The 18,225-nt window shown below is 72.0% G+C and carries 15 protein-coding genes; 12 read left to right on the top strand and 3 right to left on the bottom strand.

Annotated features, from left to right (window positions below):
• Window positions 1-67: 67 nt before the first annotated feature.
• The 7 genes from OIE69_RS13300 to OIE69_RS13270 all read left to right on the top strand — a co-directional run bounded on the left by OIE69_RS13300 (window position 68) and on the right by OIE69_RS13270 (window position 9,226).
• Complete coding sequence (locus tag OIE69_RS13300; protein ID WP_326572194.1) at window positions 68-2,005, top strand: acyl-CoA dehydrogenase family protein; 1,938 nt, start codon at window positions 68-70, stop codon at window positions 2,003-2,005.
• 89 nt (window positions 2,006-2,094) lie between these two features.
• Window positions 2,095-3,363: a 1-deoxy-D-xylulose-5-phosphate reductoisomerase gene (gene dxr, locus OIE69_RS13295; RefSeq protein ID WP_326572193.1), complete on the top strand. Its 1,269-nt coding sequence runs from the start codon at window positions 2,095-2,097 to the stop codon at window positions 3,361-3,363.
• Window positions 3,360-4,685, top strand: a complete 1,326-nt coding sequence (locus OIE69_RS13290; protein WP_089224903.1) for a M50 family metallopeptidase — start codon at window positions 3,360-3,362, stop codon at window positions 4,683-4,685. The genes dxr and OIE69_RS13290 overlap by 4 nt, the downstream gene beginning before the upstream one ends.
• Before the next feature lie 101 nt (window positions 4,686-4,786).
• Entirely contained in the window at window positions 4,787-5,941 is a 1,155-nt protein-coding gene (gene ispG / locus OIE69_RS13285) for a flavodoxin-dependent (E)-4-hydroxy-3-methylbut-2-enyl-diphosphate synthase (protein ID WP_326572192.1), read from the top strand.
• 131 nt (window positions 5,942-6,072) lie between these two features.
• The gene (locus tag OIE69_RS13280) at window positions 6,073-6,918 is read left to right on the top strand and encodes a GNAT family N-acetyltransferase (RefSeq protein WP_326572191.1); all 846 of its coding nucleotides are present in this window, start codon (window positions 6,073-6,075) and stop codon (window positions 6,916-6,918) included.
• Window positions 6,919-6,932: 14 nt separating this feature from the next.
• Window positions 6,933-7,466 carry a GNAT family N-acetyltransferase gene (locus tag OIE69_RS13275; RefSeq protein WP_326572190.1) on the top strand — a complete coding sequence of 178 codons (534 nt, stop codon included), beginning with the start codon at window positions 6,933-6,935 and terminating at the stop codon, window positions 7,464-7,466.
• A gap of 71 nt (window positions 7,467-7,537) precedes the next feature.
• On the top strand, window positions 7,538-9,226 hold the full coding sequence (locus OIE69_RS13270; RefSeq protein WP_326572189.1) for a proline--tRNA ligase: 1,689 nt from the start codon (window positions 7,538-7,540) through the stop codon (window positions 9,224-9,226).
• Window positions 9,227-10,519: 1,293 nt separating this feature from the next.
• Here OIE69_RS13270 and OIE69_RS13265 read toward each other — a convergent pair.
• From OIE69_RS13265 to OIE69_RS13255, 3 genes are read right to left on the bottom strand one after another with little or no spacing between them, the layout of a single operon-like run.
• A complete protein-coding gene (locus OIE69_RS13265; protein ID WP_326572188.1) occupies window positions 10,520-11,455 on the bottom strand; it encodes an aminoglycoside phosphotransferase family protein in 936 nt (311 codons plus the stop codon).
• A gap of 23 nt (window positions 11,456-11,478) precedes the next feature.
• Window positions 11,479-11,925 carry a ferritin-like domain-containing protein gene (locus OIE69_RS13260; RefSeq protein WP_326572187.1) on the bottom strand — a complete coding sequence of 149 codons (447 nt, stop codon included), beginning with the start codon at window positions 11,923-11,925 and terminating at the stop codon, window positions 11,479-11,481.
• An 8-nt stretch (window positions 11,926-11,933) separates the two neighbouring features.
• Window positions 11,934-12,482 carry a hypothetical protein gene (locus OIE69_RS13255; RefSeq protein ID WP_326572186.1) on the bottom strand — a complete coding sequence of 183 codons (549 nt, stop codon included), beginning with the start codon at window positions 12,480-12,482 and terminating at the stop codon, window positions 11,934-11,936.
• 148 nt (window positions 12,483-12,630) lie between these two features.
• Between OIE69_RS13255 and rimP the strand changes: the two genes are divergently transcribed.
• The 5 genes from rimP to OIE69_RS13230 all read left to right on the top strand — a co-directional run bounded on the left by rimP (window position 12,631) and on the right by OIE69_RS13230 (window position 18,207).
• Entirely contained in the window at window positions 12,631-13,155 is a 525-nt protein-coding gene (gene rimP, locus OIE69_RS13250) for a ribosome maturation factor RimP (protein WP_326572185.1), read from the top strand.
• 2 nt (window positions 13,156-13,157) lie between these two features.
• Window positions 13,158-14,144 carry a transcription termination factor NusA gene (nusA, locus tag OIE69_RS13245; RefSeq protein ID WP_326572184.1) on the top strand — a complete coding sequence of 329 codons (987 nt, stop codon included), beginning with the start codon at window positions 13,158-13,160 and terminating at the stop codon, window positions 14,142-14,144.
• Window positions 14,145-14,222: 78 nt separating this feature from the next.
• Window positions 14,223-14,504 (top strand): YlxR family protein, encoded by a 282-nt coding sequence (locus OIE69_RS13240; RefSeq protein ID WP_089228831.1) that lies wholly within the window; start codon window positions 14,223-14,225, stop codon window positions 14,502-14,504.
• Window positions 14,505-14,658: 154 nt separating this feature from the next.
• Complete coding sequence (gene infB / locus OIE69_RS13235) at window positions 14,659-17,769, top strand: translation initiation factor IF-2 (protein WP_326572183.1); 3,111 nt, start codon at window positions 14,659-14,661, stop codon at window positions 17,767-17,769.
• Between the two features lie 144 nt (window positions 17,770-17,913).
• Window positions 17,914-18,207 (top strand): DUF503 domain-containing protein, encoded by a 294-nt coding sequence (locus OIE69_RS13230; RefSeq protein WP_018562639.1) that lies wholly within the window; start codon window positions 17,914-17,916, stop codon window positions 18,205-18,207.
• The last annotated feature ends 18 nt before the right edge of the window (window positions 18,208-18,225 follow it).

The following is an 18,225-nucleotide window of genomic DNA, read 5'->3' as shown; positions in this document are numbered from 1 at the left end:
CATGCCGGAACCGGGGTACTAACGAACAAGTAGCACCGGTCGGTAACCGACGCGAGGTGACGCCCCCATGTCCGCAGCATCCGCCCGCCCCACCGTTTCCGAACGCGAAGCGCGCCAGGTCGCAGAGGCCGCCCGCGAACAGGAATGGCGAAAGCCGAGCTTCGCCAAGGAACTGTTCCTGGGCCGCTTCCGGCTCGACCTGATCCATCCCCACCCCACACCGTCGACCGAGCAGGTCCAGCGCGGCGAGGAGTTCCTCGCCAAGCTGCGCGACTTCGTCGAGACGAAGGTGGACGGGGGCCTGATCGAGCGTGAGGCGAGGATCCCCGACGAGGTCGTCGCCGGGCTGAAGGAGCTCGGCGCCCTCGGCATGAAGATCGACCCCAAGTACGGCGGCCTCGGCCTCACCCAGGTGTACTACAACAAGGCGCTGGCCCTCGTCGGCTCCGCCAGCCCCGCCATCGGCGTGCTGCTCTCCGCCCACCAGTCGATCGGCGTGCCCCAGCCGCTGAAGATGTTCGGCACCCCGGAGCAGAAGGAGCGGTTCCTGCCGCGCTGCGCCCGCACCGACATCTCGGCCTTCCTGCTCACCGAGCCCGACGTGGGGTCCGACCCCGCGCGCCTGGCGACCACGGCCGTCCCCGACGGGGACTCCTACGTCCTCGACGGGGTGAAGCTGTGGACCACCAACGGCGTCGTCGCCGACCTGCTGGTCGTCATGGCGCGGGTGCCGAGGAGCGAGGGCCACAAGGGCGGCATCACCGCCTTCGTCGTCGAGGCCGGCTCCGAGGGCATCACCGTCGAGAACCGCAACTCCTTCATGGGGCTGCGCGGCATCGAGAACGGCGTCACCCGCTTCCACCAGGTGCGGGTCCCCGCGGAGAACCGTGTCGGCCCCGAGGGCTCCGGGCTGAAGATCGCCCTCACCACCCTCAACACCGGCCGCCTGTCGCTGCCCGCGTCCTGCGTCGCGGCCGGCAAGTGGTGCCTGAAGATCGCCCGCGAGTGGTCGGCCGCCCGGGAGCAGTGGGGCAGGCCGGTCGCCCGCCACGAGGCCGTCGGCGCGAAGATCTCCTTCATCGCGGCGACCACCTTCGCGCTCGAAGCCGTCATGGAGCTGTCCAGCCAGATGGCCGACGAGGACCGCAACGACATCCGCATCGAGGGCGCGCTGGCCAAGCTCATCGCGTCCGAGATGAGCTGGACCATGGCCGACGAACTGATCCAGATCCGCGGCGGCCGCGGCTTCGAGACCGCCGACTCCCTCGCCGCCCGCGGCGAACGGGGAGTCCCGGCCGAGCAGTTGCTGCGCGACCTGCGGATCAACCGGATCTTCGAAGGCTCCACGGAGATCATGCACCTGCTGATCGCCCGTGAGGCCGTCGATGCCCATCTGTCGGTCGCCGGGGACCTCATCGACCCCGACAAGGCGCTCGGCGACAAGGCCAGGGCCGGCGTGAAGGCGGGCGGCTTCTACGCCCGCTGGCTGCCGAAGCTGGTGGCCGGCCCCGGCCACATCCCCGGTGCGTACTCCTCCTTCCACCCGGCGGGCCACCCCGACCTCGCCGCCCACCTGCGCTACGTCGAGCGCAACGCCCGCAAGCTCGCCCGCTCCACCTTCTACGCCATGTCGCGCTGGCAGGGCCGGATGGAGACCAAGCAGGGCTTCCTGGGCCGCGTCGTCGACATCGGCGCCGAACTGTTCGCCATGAGCGCCAGCTGCGTCCGCGCCGAGATGCTCCGCACCAGGGGCGAGAACGGACGCGAGGCCTACCAGCTCGCCGACGCCTTCTGCCGCCAGTCGCGGATCCGTGTCGAGGAGCTCTTCGGCCGCCTGTGGACCAACACCGACGCCATCGACCGCAAGGTCGTCGACGGGGTCCTGGGCGGCGCCTACACCTGGCTCGAGTCCGGCATCGTCGACCCCTCCAGCGACGGTCCGTGGATCGCCGACACCACCCCGGGCGCCTCCGGCAAGGAGAACGTCCACCGGCCGATCCGCTGACCGGACCCGGGACGCGCCCCCGGCGCGCGGGGCACCGCCTTCCCGGAGGCGGTGCCCCCGCCGTGCCGGCGACCGGACACAATGGGGGGATGACGGACTCTCTCGCCGACCCCCACCTGCGGCAGCCCGGACCGGACGCGGCCGGCGGCGCCCACGACGGCCCCCGCGACATCGTCGTCCTGGGCTCGACCGGATCGATCGGCACCCAGGCCATCGACGTCGTCCTGCGCAACCCCGACCGCTTCCGGGTGGTGGCCCTGTCCGCCGCGGGCGGCCGCGTCGGGCTCCTCGCCGACCAGGCGCTGCAGCTCGGCGTCCAGGCGGTCGCCGTCGCGGACGAGAACGCGGAGGGACCGCTGCGGGAGGCGCTGGCCGAGCGCTACGGCACCGAGCCCCTGCCGGAGATCCTCGTCGGACCGGACGCCGCGACCGAGCTGGCCGGCCGTCCGTGCCACTCCGTCCTCAACGGCATCACCGGCTCGATCGGGCTGCGCCCCACGCTGGCCGCCCTGGAGGCGGGGCGGATCCTGATCCTCGCCAACAAGGAGTCGCTGATCGTCGGCGGCCCCCTGGTCAAGGCCGTGGCCAAGCCGGGCCAGATCGTGCCCGTCGACTCCGAGCACTCCGCGCTCTTCCAGGCCCTCATGGGCGGCTCCCGCGCCGAGGTCCGCAAGCTCGTCGTGACCGCCTCCGGCGGCCCCTTCCGCGGCCGGGGCAAGGAGGAGCTGGCCGGGGTCACCCCCGAGCAGGCACTGGCCCACCCCACCTGGGACATGGGCCCGGTGGTGACGATCAACTCGGCCACCCTGGTGAACAAGGGTCTGGAGGTCATCGAGGCCCACCTGCTCTTCGACATTCCCTTCGACCGCATTGAGGTCGTCGTCCACCCTCAGTCGTATATCCACTCGATGGTGGAATTCACGGATGGCTCCACGCTGGCCCAGGTCAGCCCGCCCGACATGCGGATGCCGATCTCGCTGGGCCTCGGCTGGCCCGAGCGGGTACCCGACGCCGCGCCCGGGTGCGACTGGAGCAAGGCGGCCACGTGGACCTTCTTCCCGCTCGACGACGAGGCGTTCCCGGCGGTGGCGCTCGCGCGCCACGTCGGTAGCCTCGGGGGTACCGCCCCCGCGGTGTTCAACGCGGCCAACGAGGAGTGCGTGGCCGCGTTCCTCGCGGGCACGCTGCCCTTCACGGGCATCGTGGACACCGTCGCACGGGTGGTCGAGGAGCACGGAACTCCCACCGAGGGAACCTCCCTCACCGTGGAGGACGTCCTCGAGGCGGAGAACTGGGCGCGCTCCCGTGCCCGGGAACTGGCTGCGGAACAGGCGACGACGGAGGCGGCACACGTATGACGGGACTCATGTGGGGACTGGGAATCGCCGTCTTCCTGGTCGGTCTCCTCTTCTCCATCGCCTGGCACGAGCTCGGCCACCTCTCCACGGCCAAGCTGTTCAAGATCCGGGTGCCGCAGTACATGGTCGGCTTCGGGGCGACCATCTGGTCCCGCCACAAGGGTGAGACCGAGTACGGCATCAAGGCGATCCCGCTGGGCGGCTACATCCGCATGATCGGCATGTTCCCGCCCGGCGACGACGGCCGGGTCGCCGCCCGGTCCACCTCGCCCTTCCGCGGCATGATCGAGGACGCCCGCTCCGCGGCGTACGAAGAGCTGAAGCCCGGCGACGAGACCCGCATGTTCTACACGCGCAAGCCCTGGAAGCGCGTGATCGTCATGTTCGCCGGCCCGTTCATGAACCTGATCCTGGCGTTCGTGCTCTTCCTGACGGTCCTCATGGGCTTCGGCCTGCAGATGCAGACCACCACGGTCGGCGAGGTCTCGGACTGCGTCATCTCCCAGTCCGACACGGCCGCGCTCAAGGCCAAGGACCCCTGCGCCAGCAAGAAGTATCCCGAGACCCCGGCCAAGAAGGCCGGCCTCCGGGCGGGCGACCGGATCGTCGCCTTCAACGGCGTCCGGGTCGACGACAGCCAGTGGTCCGTCCTCCAGCAGGAGATCCGCAAGACCACCGGCCCCGCCACCGTCACCGTGCTCCGCGACGGCAGGACCATCGACCTGCGCGCCGACCTGATCGAGAACAAGGTCACCAAGACCGACGGCAACGGCGGCTACACCGAGGGCCAGTACGTCACCGCCGGCTTCCTCGGCTTCACCCCGGCCAGCGGTGTGATCCGGCTGGACTTCGCCCAGTCCATCGACCGCATGGGCGAGATGGCCCAGAGCGGCGTCGAGTCCCTGGCGGCCCTGCCCTCCAAGGTCCCCGACCTGTGGAACGCCGTCTTCAACGGCGCCGAACGCAAGCAGGACTCCCCGGTCGGCATGATCGGCGCCGCCCGCATCGGCGGCGAGGTCTTCGCCATGGACATCCCGGCCACCTGGCGGGTGGCGTTCTTCCTCAACCTGCTGGCCGGCATCAACCTCTCGCTCTTCCTCTTCAACATGCTCCCGCTGCTGCCGCTCGACGGCGGCCACATCGCGGGCGCGCTGTGGGAGTCCGTCCGCCGGACCGTCGCCCGGATCTTCCGGCGACCCGACCCCGGTCCCTTCGACGTGGCGAAGCTGATGCCGGTCGCCTACGTCGTCGCGGGCATCTTCATCTGCTTCACGGCACTGGTGATGGCCGCGGATCTCATCAATCCGGTGCGTTTGACCTAGGCGCGATGTCGGAGGCGTGGGTGGGGTGACGTAGTCTCGTTCAACGGAGCCCGCCCACGCCGCCGGGACCTCGATCCGCGTACTTTGGGGATGCCACGCACATGACCGCGATTTCGCTCGGGATGCCGTCCGTGCCGATCAAGCTCGCCGACCGCCGCAAGAGCCGCCAGATCCAGGTCGGGTCGGTCGCGGTCGGCGGCGACGCCCCCGTCTCGGTCCAGTCGATGACCACCACCGTCACGGCCGACATCGGCGCCACGCTGCAGCAGATCGCCGAGCTCACCGCGTCCGGCTGCCAGATCGTCCGCGTGGCCTGCCCCTCGCAGGACGACGCCGACGCCCTCGCCACCATCGCCAGGAAGTCGCAGATCCCGGTGATCGCGGACATCCACTTCCAGCCGAAGTACGTGTTCGCGGCGATCGACGCGGGGTGTGCGGCGGTGCGGGTGAACCCGGGGAACATCCGGCAGTTCGACGACAAGGTGAAGGAGATCGCCAGGGCGGCCTCCGACGCCGGCACCCCGATCCGGATCGGGGTGAACGCCGGGTCGCTGGACAGGCGGCTGCTGGAGAAGTACGGCAAGGCCACCCCGGAGGCGCTGGTGGAGTCGGCGTTGTGGGAGTGCTCGCTGTTCGAGGAGCACGGGTTCCGGGACATCAAGATCTCGGTGAAGCACAACGACCCGGTGGTGATGGTCAACGCGTACCGGTTGCTGGCGGCGCAGTGCGACTATCCGCTGCACCTGGGTGTGACGGAGGCGGGTCCGGCGTTCCAGGGGACGATCAAGTCGGCGGTGGCGTTCGGTGCGCTGCTGAGCGAGGGGATCGGTGACACGATCCGGGTGTCGTTGTCGGCGCCTCCGGCGGAGGAGGTCAAGGTCGGTATCCAGATCCTGGAGTCGCTGAATCTGCGGCAGCGGCGGCTGGAGATCGTCTCGTGTCCGTCGTGCGGGCGTGCGCAGGTGGATGTGTACAAGCTGGCGGACCAGGTGACGGCGGGCCTTGAGGGCATGGAGGTTCCGCTGCGGGTCGCGGTGATGGGCTGTGTCGTCAACGGTCCCGGTGAGGCGCGTGAGGCGGACCTGGGGGTGGCCTCGGGCAACGGCAAGGGGCAGATCTTCGTCAAGGGCGAGGTCATCAAGACCGTGCCGGAGTCGAAGATCGTGGAGACCCTCATCGAGGAGGCCATGAAGCTCGCCGAGCAGATGGAGGCCGACGGCGTCACCTCCGGCGAGCCCTCCGTCTCCGTGAGCTGACTCACAGGCCTCCCCGTGTCCCGGACCCCCGCGGTCCGGGATAAGGGCGGGCCCGGGCGGAACACGCGTTCGCGAGGTAAGGTTCGGGGACTTCCCCCGACCGCTGCGGCCCGTACGGTGAGGCGCCCCACGTGTTGACGACCACGACGACCAAGGTCATGGAGCCCGGCGAACTCGATGCCGCCCTCGCGGTGCTCGACCGCGACCCGGTGGCCAACGCGTTCGTGGCGTCCCGGGTCGCCGTCGCCGGACTCGACCCCTGGCGCCTCGGCGGCGAGATGTGGGGCTGGTACTCCGGGGGCCGCCTCGAGGCGCTCTGCTACGCCGGCGCCAACCTCGTCCCGATCTGCGCCGGTCCCGAGGCCGTCCGCGCCTTCGCCGAGCGGGCACTGCGCGCCGGGCGCCGCTGCTCCTCCATCGTCGGCCCCTCCGCCGCCACCTCCGCACTGTGGTCGCTGCTCGAACCGAGCTGGGGCCCGGCCCGCGAGGTCCGCGCCCACCAGCCGCTGATGGTCACCCGCGCGCTGCCCGCCAAGGTCGAGCCCGACCCCTGTGTACGGCGCGTCCGTCGCGACGAGATGGACGCGATCATGCCGGCCTGCGTCGCCATGTTCACCGAGGAGGTCGGCGTCTCCCCCCTCGCCGGTGACGGCGGGCTGATCTACCAGGCCCGTGTCGCCGAACTCGTCGGCGCGGGCCGCGCGTTCGCCCGTATCGAGGACGGCAAGGTCGTCTTCAAGGCGGAGATCGGCGCCGTCACCCGCCACGCCTGCCAGATCCAGGGCGTCTGGGTCGCCCCCGAGTACCGCGGCCGCGGCCTCTCCGAGACCGGCATGGCCGCCGTCCTGCACTACGCGCTGCGCGACGTGGCCCCCGTGGCCAGCCTCTACGTCAACGACTTCAACGCACCGGCGCGGGCGGCCTACCGCCGCGTCGGCTTCACCGAGGTCGGCGCCTTCATGAGCGTCCTGTTCTAGTAGTGTCGCCGCCCATGGAGGACGTGGCGGTCGAGCCGATCGACCTGGCGGCACGGGTGGACGAGGCACTGGCCGTTCAGGCGGTCGCCTTCGGACTGGGCGCGGAGGAGGTCGCCATCCGGCGGCAGATCGTGCTGCGGCACCTCTGCTTCCCCGGCGTCCGCGCGCTCGGCGCCCTCACCCCCGACGGACGGCTCACCGGCTTCGTGTACGGCATGCCCAACAGCCGCATCCACTGGTGGTCCACGGTCGTCGAGCCCTACCTGCGGCGCACCGGAAACGACGAGTGGCTCGACGACTCCTTCACCATCACCGAACTGCACGTCCACCCCGACTTCCAGGGCCGCGGCATCGGCCGCGCCCTCATCACCACCATCACCGACGGCGCGGACGAGCCCCGCAGCATCCTGTCCGCCATCGACACCGAGAGCCGGGCCCGGCGGCTCTACCGCGCCCTCGGCTACACCGACCTGGCCCGCCCCGTGCACTTCCCCAGCGCGGCCAGCCCCTACGCGGTCATGGGCGCCCCGCTCCCGCTCGCGCGGTAAACGCGTTTCCGGCAGCGCGCCACGGCTCGATATCCTCGGCGGAACGGTACGAAACCCCCTGGAGAGCCCCCATGGTCCTGCGCATGTCCCGGCTGATGCTCAAGACGCTGCGCGACGACCCGGCCGATGCCGAGACCGCGAGCCACAAGCTCCTGGTCCGGGCCGGATACGTCCGCCGCTCATCGGCGGGGGTGTGGACCTGGCTGCCGCTCGGCAAGCGCGTGCTGGAGAACGTCGCCCGCGTCGTCCGCGAGGAGATGGACGCCATCGGCGGCCAGGAGGTCCTGCTGCCCGCACTGCTCCCGAGGGAGAACTACGAGGTCACCGGGCGCGCCGGCGAGTACGGCGACCTGCTCTTCCAGCTCCGCGACCGCAAGGGCGCGGATTATGTGCTCGGTCCCACGCACGAGGAGATCTTCACCCAGGTGGTGAAGGACCAGTGCACGTCCTACAAGGACCTGCCGGTGATCCTCTACCAGATCCAGACCAAGTACCGCGACGAGGCCCGGCCCCGGTCCGGCGTGCTGCGCGGCCGCGAGTTCCAGATGAAGGACTCGTACTCCTTCGACACCACCGACGAGGGCCTCGCCGAGGCCTACCGGCTGCACCGCGAGGCCTACATCAAGATCTTCTCGCGGCTCGGCTTCGACTACCGCATCGTCTCCGCCGTCTCCGGCGCGATGGGCGGCTCGGCCTCCGAGGAGTTCCTCGCCCCCGCCGCGGCCGGCGAGGACACCTTCGTGGACTGCCCCGCGTGCGACTACGCGGCCAACACCGAGGCCGTCACCATCGTGATGCCCCCGGTCGAGGGCGCCGCGCACCCGCCGCTGGAGGAGGTCGACACCCCCGACACCCCCACCATCGAGACCCTCGCGGCCCACCTCGGCGTGCCGGCCTCGGCCACCCTGAAGAACCTGCTCGTCAAGGTCGACGGCGAGATCGTCGCCGTCGGCGTCCCCGGCGACCGAGAGGTCGACCTCGGCAAGCTCGCCGAGCACCTTGCTCCCGCCGAGGTCGAACTCGTCACCGCCGAGGACTTCACCGGCCGCCCCGACCTCGTCCGCGGCTACGTCGGCCCGCAGGGCCTCACCGGCGTCCGCTACCTCGCCGACCCGCGCATCGCCCCCGGCACGGCCTGGGTCACCGGCGCCAACAAGCCCGACACGCACGCCCGCAACGTCGTCTGCGGCCGCGACTTCGAGGTCGACGAGTACCTCGACGTCGTCACCGTCGAGCCCGGCGACCCCTGCCCCCGCTGCGGCGCCGGCCTCAAGCTGGACCGCGCCATCGAGATCGGCCACATCTTCCAGCTGGGCCGCAAGTACGCCGACGCCTTCGGGCTCGACGTCCTCGGCCAGAACGGCAAGCCCGCCCGGGTCACCATGGGCTCCTACGGCATCGGCGTCTCCCGCGCCGTCGCCGCGCTCGCCGAGCAGACCGCCGACGGCCAGGGCCTGTGCTGGCCGCGCGAGGTCGCCCCGGCGGACGTCCACGTCGTGGCGGCGGGCAAGGCGCTGCAGACGGAACTGGCCCTCGAGGTCGCGGAGAAGCTGCACGCCGCCGGGGTCCGGGTCATCGTCGACGACCGCGCGGGCGTCTCGCCGGGCGTGAAGTTCACCGACGCGGAACTGCTCGGAGTGCCGACGATCCTCGTCGTGGGACGGGGCGCGGCGGACGGGGTCGTCGAGGTCAAGGACCGCCGGTCCGGGGAGCGCGAGGAACTTTCGGTGGCCGACGCGGTCTCCCGCCTTTCCGCTTAGCGGGTGCGGGGGGTGCGGGGGTGCGGGGGTGCCCCTTGCGGCCTGTTGTTGTGTGCGGCGCCGTTGTGGTTGCGGTTGCGGTTTCTCCCCCGCCCTCCCTCCCGATTGCCCCGGATGGTTGGTGCGGGTCTGCGCGCGTGCGTGGTGGGCCGGGGGCGGGGCCTCCGGGGCTGCACGTCCTGGACTGGGTTATTTACGTGCATGGCGGGCGGTCCAATTGGTGCCGTCTGTGCCGCACACAAATATCCCGCAGCGTCCAGAACATCCACCCTCCCCCAGCCTTCGGCCGGGGGTGCCCCCACCTCCCCCGCCCCCTCCGTTTCGTTGGGCGGCCAACGGCCGGTGGGGGGTGATGGGGGGCGCCCCTCCCCACACCGCTGGGAACTGCCCCCAGCAGGGGGTCCCCCGGCCGCAGGCCGCGCAAGCGTGCGCGCATCGCTGGCCCGCGGCACGGCGAGCGCGGCGGGTGGGGGCGCACTCTGCCTTCCGGTGAGTGGCCGACCCGCAACCGGGTTCAGTCTTGGGACCACACCGACCGCGCCGGATGAGGCCGCCCCTGGCCGAAGGCTGAGGGAGGGCGGGAACGGGCCGCTCAGCAGGGCGCCCGGCGCCCGCTCACCCTTCCGCCGGCATCGGCCCAAGCGCCCCGATAGCCCCTCCGGTCCGATCCGCTCCGTGATCAGCTGGAAAGTGGCCTGATGGCCGTGGGCGTTCGGTAAGACGTGTGCGGCAACCCCGGACCGCCCTCTATCCCCCTCCGGCCGTCAGTCGCCCCGTCATGGGGAGGGGGCGGGGGAGGTGGGGGCACCCCCGGCCGAAGGCTGGGGGAGGGTGGATGTTCTGGACGCTGCGGGATATTTGTGTGCGGTATCCGGGGTTCCTACTTGGACCGCCCGTCATGCACGTAAATAACCCAGTCCAGGACGTGCAGCCCCGGAGGCCCCGCACCCGGCCCACCACGCACGCGCGAGGGCCGCACCAACCGCGCCGGGCAATCGGGCGGGAGGGCGGGGGATGCCCGCCGCAGGCGCAAACAACCCGCACACGAGAACCGGGCAGCCCGGGGCACCCGGACCGCAGGCGCAAACAACCCGCACGTGACAACCGGGCAGCCCGGGGCACCCGGCCCGCAGGCGCAAACAACCCGCACGTGACAACCGGGCAGCCCGGGGCACCCGGACCGCAGGCGCAAACAACCCGCACGTGACAACCGGGCAGCCCGGGGCACCCGGACCGCAGGCGCGAACGACCCGCACAAAACGACCGGGCCGCACACAACGCACCCCGGTCGAACTAAAGCCAGCTCGCGAACTCCAGGTGCAGTTCACCCGATTCGCGGTCGCCGACCGCCAACGCCCACACGCCCGCCTCGACCGCACGGAACAGGGCCCACCCGCGGACCCGGTCCCGGTCGACGTCGAGGGAGTCGGAGAGCTTGGCGACCCTGCGACGGGCCGCGGACTGCGACCCGGGCGTGGCGACCAGCGTCTCTAGGCGGTCGCGGACGAGCCACGCCAGGTCGTACGCGGGCTCGCCCGCGACCGGCTTGGGGTCGATGGCCAGCCACGGCACGCGGTCCGCGGCGAGTACGTTGCCGTGGTGGTAGTCGCCGTGCAGCAGCACGGCCTCGCCAGGGGCGGCCGCGCACAGCTCGTCGCGGACCGCGAGGGCCTCGTCGACCAGGGCCCGGGCCTCGTCCGGGACGTACGGCTGCCCGCGCCGTTCCCGCAGCGCCGCCGCCAGGCGCGCCGTGTGCTCGGCGACCGGCACGAACGGGTGCCCCTCGCCCGGGGGGACCCAGAGCCGCTGCAGGGTGGCGCACGCCTCGAGCATCGCCTTCTGCTCGGGCAGCGAGCGCAGCGACACGTCGCTGTGCAGGCGCTCCAACAGGAGCGCCCCCGCGTCGGGTTCGGCCCGCAGCAGGCGGACCGCGCCGCGGCCGTCCCAGTGGGCGAGCGCGGCGTGCTCGTGCCGGGTCTCGTCCGTGACGAGGCCGACCTTGAGGGTCGCGGGGGTGTCGTCGGCCTGCCGTACGAGGACGACCATGCTGATCTGCCCGCCGGGGGAGAGGACCCGCTCGGGCCGCAGCTCCCAGCGTGCGAGGAGGTCCGCGACGCGCTCGGGGAGACCGGCGAGCCAGGCGCGGCCCGCCTCGCCCTCCCAGGCGCTGACCGTGCGGACCAGCCGCTCGGGCGGTTCCAGGTGCTGGGGCTGTGGTGCCGAGGCCATGCGTGGGTACGTCCCTCCGAGTGCTAAACCTTCTCCGCGGCCGTCCGCGCGCGTTCGGCCAGCCCCGGGAAGGCTACGCTCCCCCCGCGCCAGCGCACGGCGCGGACCGCCGCCTCGCGCAGCGCGTCGGCCGCCTCGCGGCGCAGATCGGCGTCGGCGGCGCGCACGAGGTCCGCGTAGACCCCGGCGACCCGGTCCTCCAGTTCCGCGGCGAGCCGCACGGCCGCCGGACCGTCCGGCACCTCGAACGGCAGGGCGTACGCGGGCTCGGCAGCGACGGGTTCGTCGCCGAGGTCGCCGACGGTGCGGCGCAGCGCGTCGCGGCGGGCGCGGTGCGCGTCGTACGCCTGCTGGGCCTGGCCGCCCAGTTCGCCGCCGACGCGGGCGCCGACGATGCCGTAGCCGTACACCGCGGCGTGCTCGGCGGAGAGTGCGGCCTGGACGGCCTTGAGCAGCGCTTGCTGTGCCATGGGTCGGGTCAGTGCTCCTTGAGCAGCAGGACGTGGCCGGCGCCGCAGGCGGCCACCGAGGCGAGCAGGCGGGCGAGTTCGGGCGGCGCGTCCAGGAGCGCGGCGGCCCGGGCGTCGGCGAGCGTGCGCTCGGCCGCCGCCAGCGTGGACAGCGCGTCCCCGGCCCGCGCCGGGACGAACGGCGGGGCGGACGGCGACGGGGAGAGCGACGGCGAAGGCGCCGCGGACGGCGACGCGGCCCGGGCGGACGTGGCGAACGCCTCCGCGTGGTCTGCCACTTCGGCCCGCAGCGGCCTCAGCCGCGCACCCAGGTCCGGGTGCGCCGCGAGCGTGGCGTCGTACCGCGCGAGCAGTGCCGCGCTGTCCCGGGCGGCCCGCCTGCGCAGCGCCACCCTCGCGTCGGCGGACGGCGAGCCCTTCGCGGAAGTCCCCTCCGGCCGTGTCCCGTCGGAACATCCGCCGAGCAGTCCGGCCGCGGCCGGCAGGACGAGGGCGGCGCGGACCGCGCGCCGGCGGGGAATGTTGCTGAGCGGCACAGTGCCCCTTCCCGTGATCACCTGACGTGAGGGTACCCGCGCGGCGCCCGACGGCCGTGACGGCGCCCTCCGCAGCGCCGAATCGTCGTTCCGGTACCTGAACCGATAGGCTTTGGCCCGACACACGACCTTCCATCACAACAGCACACGCGGCCGAGGAGTCACCCGGATGAGCACCACCCAGAGCGAGAGGCTGCGCGCGCTGCTCGAGCCGCTCGTCGTGAAGACGGGGCTCGAACTGGAAGAGGTCAAGGTGACGGCCGCGGGCAGCCGCCGGCAGCTCCAGGTGATCGTGGACTCCGACGAGGGTGTTCCGCTGGACACGATCGCCGAGCTGAGCCGGGAGATCTCGCAGGTACTCGACGACGCCGACGCCATGGGCGGGGCGGCGTACCTGCTGGAGGTCTCCTCGCCGGGTCTGGACCGCCCGCTCACCGAGCCGCGCCACTTCCGGCGCAACGAGGGCCGGCTGGTCAAGCTGACGACGGCCGGCGGCGAGCAGTTGGTCGCGCGGATCCTCGCGGTCGACGAGGAAGGGCTCGACCTGGAGGTCCCGGGTGTCAAGGGACGCAAGCCCAAGCCCGCCCGTGTCGCGTTCGGCGAGATCGCCAAGGCACGGGTGGAGATCGAATTCAGTCGCAAGGACCCGGCCGGTGCCGATACTGACGGCGACGACAGCACTGAGGAGGCGTAGCCGTGGACATCGACATGAGTGCCCTGCGGGGTCTGGTCCGGGAGAAGGAGATCTCCTTCGACCTGCTGGTCGAGGCGATCGAGTCGGCGCTCCTCATCGCGTACCACCGCGAGCCGGGCAGCCGCCGCAACGCGCGTGTGCAGCTTGACCGTACGAACGGTCACGTCACCGTGTGGGCCAAGGAGGACCCGTCGGAGACCCCCGAGGGCTCCGAGCCCCGGGAGTTCGACGACACGCCCAGCGGCTTCGGGCGGATCGCCGCGACCACGGCCAAGCAGGTCATCCTGCAGCGGCTGCGGGACGCGGAGGAGGAGATCACCTTCGGCGAGTACGCCGGCCGCGAGGGCGACATCGTCACCGGTGTGGTCCAGCAGGGCAAGGACCCCAAGAACGTGCTGGTGGACATCGGCAAGCTCGAGGCGATCCTGCCCGTGCAGGAGCAGGTGCCGGGCGAGGACTACAAGCACGGCACGCGCCTGCGCTCGTACGTCGTCCGGGTGGCCAAGGGTGTGCGCGGTCCGTCCGTGACGCTCTCGCGCACCCACCCCAACCTGGTGAAGAAGCTCTTCGCGCTGGAGGTCCCGGAGATCGCCGACGGTTCCGTCGAGATCTCCGCGATCGCCCGCGAGGCCGGCCACCGCACGAAGATCGCCGTCCGTTCCGGCCGCTCGGGGCTGAACGCCAAGGGCGCCTGCATCGGCCCGATGGGCGCCCGGGTGCGCGCCGTGATGGCCGAGCTGAACGGCGAGAAGATCGACATCGTCGACTGGTCGGACGACCCGGCGGACATGGTCGCCAACGCCCTGTCACCCGCTCGGGTGAGCAAGGTGGAGATCGTCGACATGGCCGCCCGCTCCGCGCGGGTGACCGTGCCGGACTACCAGCTCTCGCTGGCGATCGGCAAGGAAGGGCAGAACGCCCGCCTGGCTGCACGGCTCACGGGCTGGCGGATCGACATCCGGCCCGACACCGAGCAGGTGGAGCAGTAGCACCCGCGGGTGGCCGAGGAACAACCGTGCGTCGAATAACCCGGAGGGGTGAGGTCGGCGCGGGGAGGTAGACTAAGGATGTCTGGCCGGACGCATGGCCCAGCACGCCCGGAGCGCACGTGCATCGGGTGCAGGGAGCGAGCGGCCAAGCGCGATCTGCTGCGTGTGGCGGTGGTCGGGGAGTCATGTGTTCCCGATCTTCGCGGTACGCTGCCCGGTCGGGGTGCCTATGTGCACCCCGACACCGTCTGTCTCGACCTGGCGGTCCGCCGCCGGGCGTTCCCGCGGGCCTTCCGGGCCCGGGAAACGCTGGACACCGCGGATCTTCGCGGTTACGTCGAGCAGGCACACCGTGAGTAGGCAGGAAGACCGTACGGGCGACCGTGCGGTCAGTACCCCGCGAGTTGGAAGTAGGTCGAGATTGCGATGAGCACTCGATGAGCACGCGATGAGTACGCCCATGAAGTAGCGACGGTCCGGCGGACGACCACCCCGGACCTCATGAAGGAGCGAAGTGGCTAAGGTCCGGGTATACGAACTCGCCAAGGAGTTCGGAGTTGAGAGCAAGGTCGTCATGGCCAAGCTCCAAGAACTTGGTGAATTCGTCCGTTCGGCGTCCTCGACGATCGAGGCGCCGGTTGTTCGCAAGCTGACTGACGCACTGCAGGGTTCCGGCGGCGGTTCCGCCTCGAAGCCCTCGGCTGCCAGGCCCGCGGCGCCGCGCAAGGCTGCGCCCGCAATGCCGGCCACCCCCACTCCGGGTGCGCCGGCCCGTCCCGCTGCCCCGGCCCCGAAGCCGGCCGCGGGACCTGCCCCCACTCCCAAGCCCGCCGGTGGCGCGCCCTCGCCGGGCCCGCGCCCGACCCCGGGTCCCAAGCCGGCCCCGGCCAAGCCCGCGCCGGTCACCCCGGTGCCGCAGGCGGAGTTCTCCGCCCCGCCGGCCGCCGCCCCGGCTCAGGAGCGTCCGGCCCAGGAGCGTCCGGCCCAGGCCGAGCGTCCCGCCGGCGGTCGTCCCGGTGCCCCGGGCCCGCGTCCCGGCGCGCGTCCGGCCGGTTCCGGCCAGCGCGACGGCGGCCGTGGCCAGGGCGGCCCCGGTGCCCCGCGCCCCGGCGGCGAGCGTGCGCCCCGTCCGGGTGGTGACCGCGCGGCCCGTCCGGCCGGTCCCCGTCCGGGCAACAACCCCTTCACCTCCGGTTCCACCGGCATGCCGCGCCCGCAGGCGCCGCGTCCCGCCGGCGGTCCCGGTCAGTCCGGCCCGCGCCCCGGTGGCGCTCCGGGTGCGGCCGGTCCGCGTCCCGGCGGCGCTCCCCGTCCCGGCGGCGGCGCTCCCGGTGGTCCGCGTCCGACCCCGGGCGGCATGCCCCGCCCGCAGGGCGGCGGCCCCCGTCCGAACCCCGGCATGATGCCGCAGCGTCCCGCTGCCGGCGGTGCCCCGGGTCGTCCGGGCGGTCCCGGTCGTCCCGGCGGCGGCCCCGGCGCGCGTCCCGGCGGCGGTGCAGGCCGTCCCGGCGGCGGCGGCGGCTTCGCCGGTCGTCCCGGCGGCGGTGGCGGTGCAGGCCGTCCCGGTGGTGGCGGCGGCTTCGGCGGCCCGCGTCCCGGTGGCGGTGCCGGTGGTGGCGGCGGCGGTGGCTTCGCCGGTCGTCCCGGTGGTGGCGGCTTCGGCGGCCGTCCCGGTGGTCCGGGTGGCCGCGGTGGCACACAGGGTGCCTTCGGCCGTGGCCCCGGTGGCCGTCCGGCCCGTGGCCGCAAGTCGAAGCGCGCGAAGCGCCAGGAGTACGAGGCCATGCAGGCCCCGTCCGTGGGCGGCGTGCTGCTGCCCCGCGGCAACGGCGACACCGTGCGCCTCTCCCGTGGTGCCTCGCTGACCGACTTCGCCGAGAAGATCGGCGCCAACCCGGCGTCGCTCGTCCAGGTGATGCTCAACCTCGGCGAGATGGTCACCGCGACCCAGTCCGTCTCCGACGACACGCTGCAGCTGCTCGCCGACGAGATGAACTACACCCTCCAGATCGTCAGCCCGGAGGAGGAGGACCGCGAGCTGCTCGAGTCCTTCGACATCGAGTTCGGCGAGAACGAGGGCGGCGAGGAAGCGCTCGTCGCGCGTCCGCCGGTCGTGACCGTCATGGGTCACGTCGACCACGGCAAGACCCGCCTCCTCGACGCGATCCGCAAGACCAACGTGGTCGCGGGCGAGGCCGGCGGCATCACCCAGCACATCGGTGCCTACCAGGTGGCCACCGAGGTCAACGGCGAGCACCGGGCCATCACCTTCATCGACACCCCCGGTCACGAGGCGTTCACCGCCATGCGTGCCCGTGGTGCCAAGTCCACCGACATCGCGATCCTCGTGGTGGCGGCGAACGACGGCGTCATGCCCCAGACGATCGAGGCGCTGAACCACGCCAAGGCGGCCGACGTGCCGATCGTGGTCGCGGTCAACAAGATCGACGTCGAGGGCGCCGACCCGACGAAGGTGCGCGGTCAGCTGACCGAGTTCGGCCTGGTGGCCGAGGAGTACGGCGGCGAGACGATGTTCGTCGACATCTCCGCCAAGCAGGGCCTGAACATCGACAGCCTCCTGGAGGCCGTGGTCCTGACCGCGGACGCCGCGCTCGACCTGCGCGCCAACCCGGAGCAGGACGCCCAGGGCATCGCGATCGAGGCCCACCTCGACCGCGGCCGCGGCGCCGTGGCGACCGTCCTGGTCCAGCGCGGCACCCTGCGGGTCGGCGACACCATGGTGGTCGGCGACGCGTACGGCCGTGTCCGGGCGATGCTCGACGACAGCGGCAACACCGTCGACGAGGCGGGCCCCTCGACCCCGGTCCTGGTGCTCGGTCTGACGAACGTGCCGGGTGCCGGCGACAACTTCCTGGTGGTCGACGAGGACCGTACGGCCCGGCAGATCGCCGAGAAGCGTGCCGCCCGCGAGCGGAACGCGGCCTTCGCCAAGTCCCGCCGCCGGGTCAGCCTGGAGGACCTGGACAAGGTGCTCAAGGCCGGCGAGGTCCAGCAGCTCAACCTCATCATCAAGGGCGACGCGTCCGGTTCGGTCGAGGCCCTGGAGTCCTCGCTGCTCCAGCTCGACGTCGGCGAGGACGTGGACCTGCGCATCCTCCACCGGGGTGTCGGTGCGGTCACCGAGACCGACGTCACCCTGGCGGCGGGCTCTGACGCGATCATCATCGGCTTCAACGTGCGGGCCGAGGGCCGCGCCACGTCGCTGGCCGAGCGTGAGGGCGTCGACGTCCGCTACTACTCGGTGATCTACCAGGTCATCGACGAGATCGAGGCCGCGCTCAAGGGCATGCTCAAGCCCGAGTACGAGGAGGTGGAGCTCGGCACCGCCGAGATCCGCGAGGTCTTCCGCTCCTCCAAGCTCGGCAACATCGCCGGTGTGCTCATCCGCTCCGGCGAGGTCAAGCGCAACACCAAGGCGCGCCTGCTGCGCGACGGCAAGGTCGTCGCGGAGAACCTCAACATCGAGGGTCTGCGGCGCTTCAAGGACGACGTCACCGAGATTCGTGAAGGTTTCGAGGGCGGTATCAACCTCGGCAACTACAACGACATCAAGATCGACGATGTCATCGCGACCTACGAGATGCGCGAGAAGCCTCGCGTCTGATCGAGGTACACGTGACCGGGGCCGGTTGGCGGAGCGTAAATTCCGTCGATCGGCCCCGGCCGTTGCCTTTACTGTGGTGATTGCTGTTCACGGTGTTCGCACCGTTCACGACGAGGCCCCACAGGTCGGCTTGACCTGATGCCCATGTATGTAGGGACGCTGTCCTTCGACCTGCTTCTCGGCGACGTCCGCTCGCTGAAGGAGAAGCGGTCCGTCATCCGGCCGATCGTGGCCGAGCTCCACCGCAAGTTCGCGGTGAGCGTCGCCGAGGTCGACCACCACGACCTCTACCGCAGAGCCGAGATCGGCGTGGCGGTCGTGTCCGGGGACCCCGGGCACATCAAGGACGTCCTCGGACGCTGCGAGCGCTGGATGGCCTCGCGTCCCGAGGTGGACCTGCTGTCGGCGCGGCAGCGGGTGCACGGGGACGACGACTGACACTCACGTACCGAAGCG

It is taken from the genome of Actinacidiphila glaucinigra (assembly GCF_035918135.1).
Classification (GTDB): domain Bacteria; phylum Actinomycetota; class Actinomycetes; order Streptomycetales; family Streptomycetaceae; genus Actinacidiphila; species Actinacidiphila glaucinigra.
Note: the sequence above shows the minus strand (reverse complement) of the source record. Positions and strands in the feature narration are given on the sequence as shown.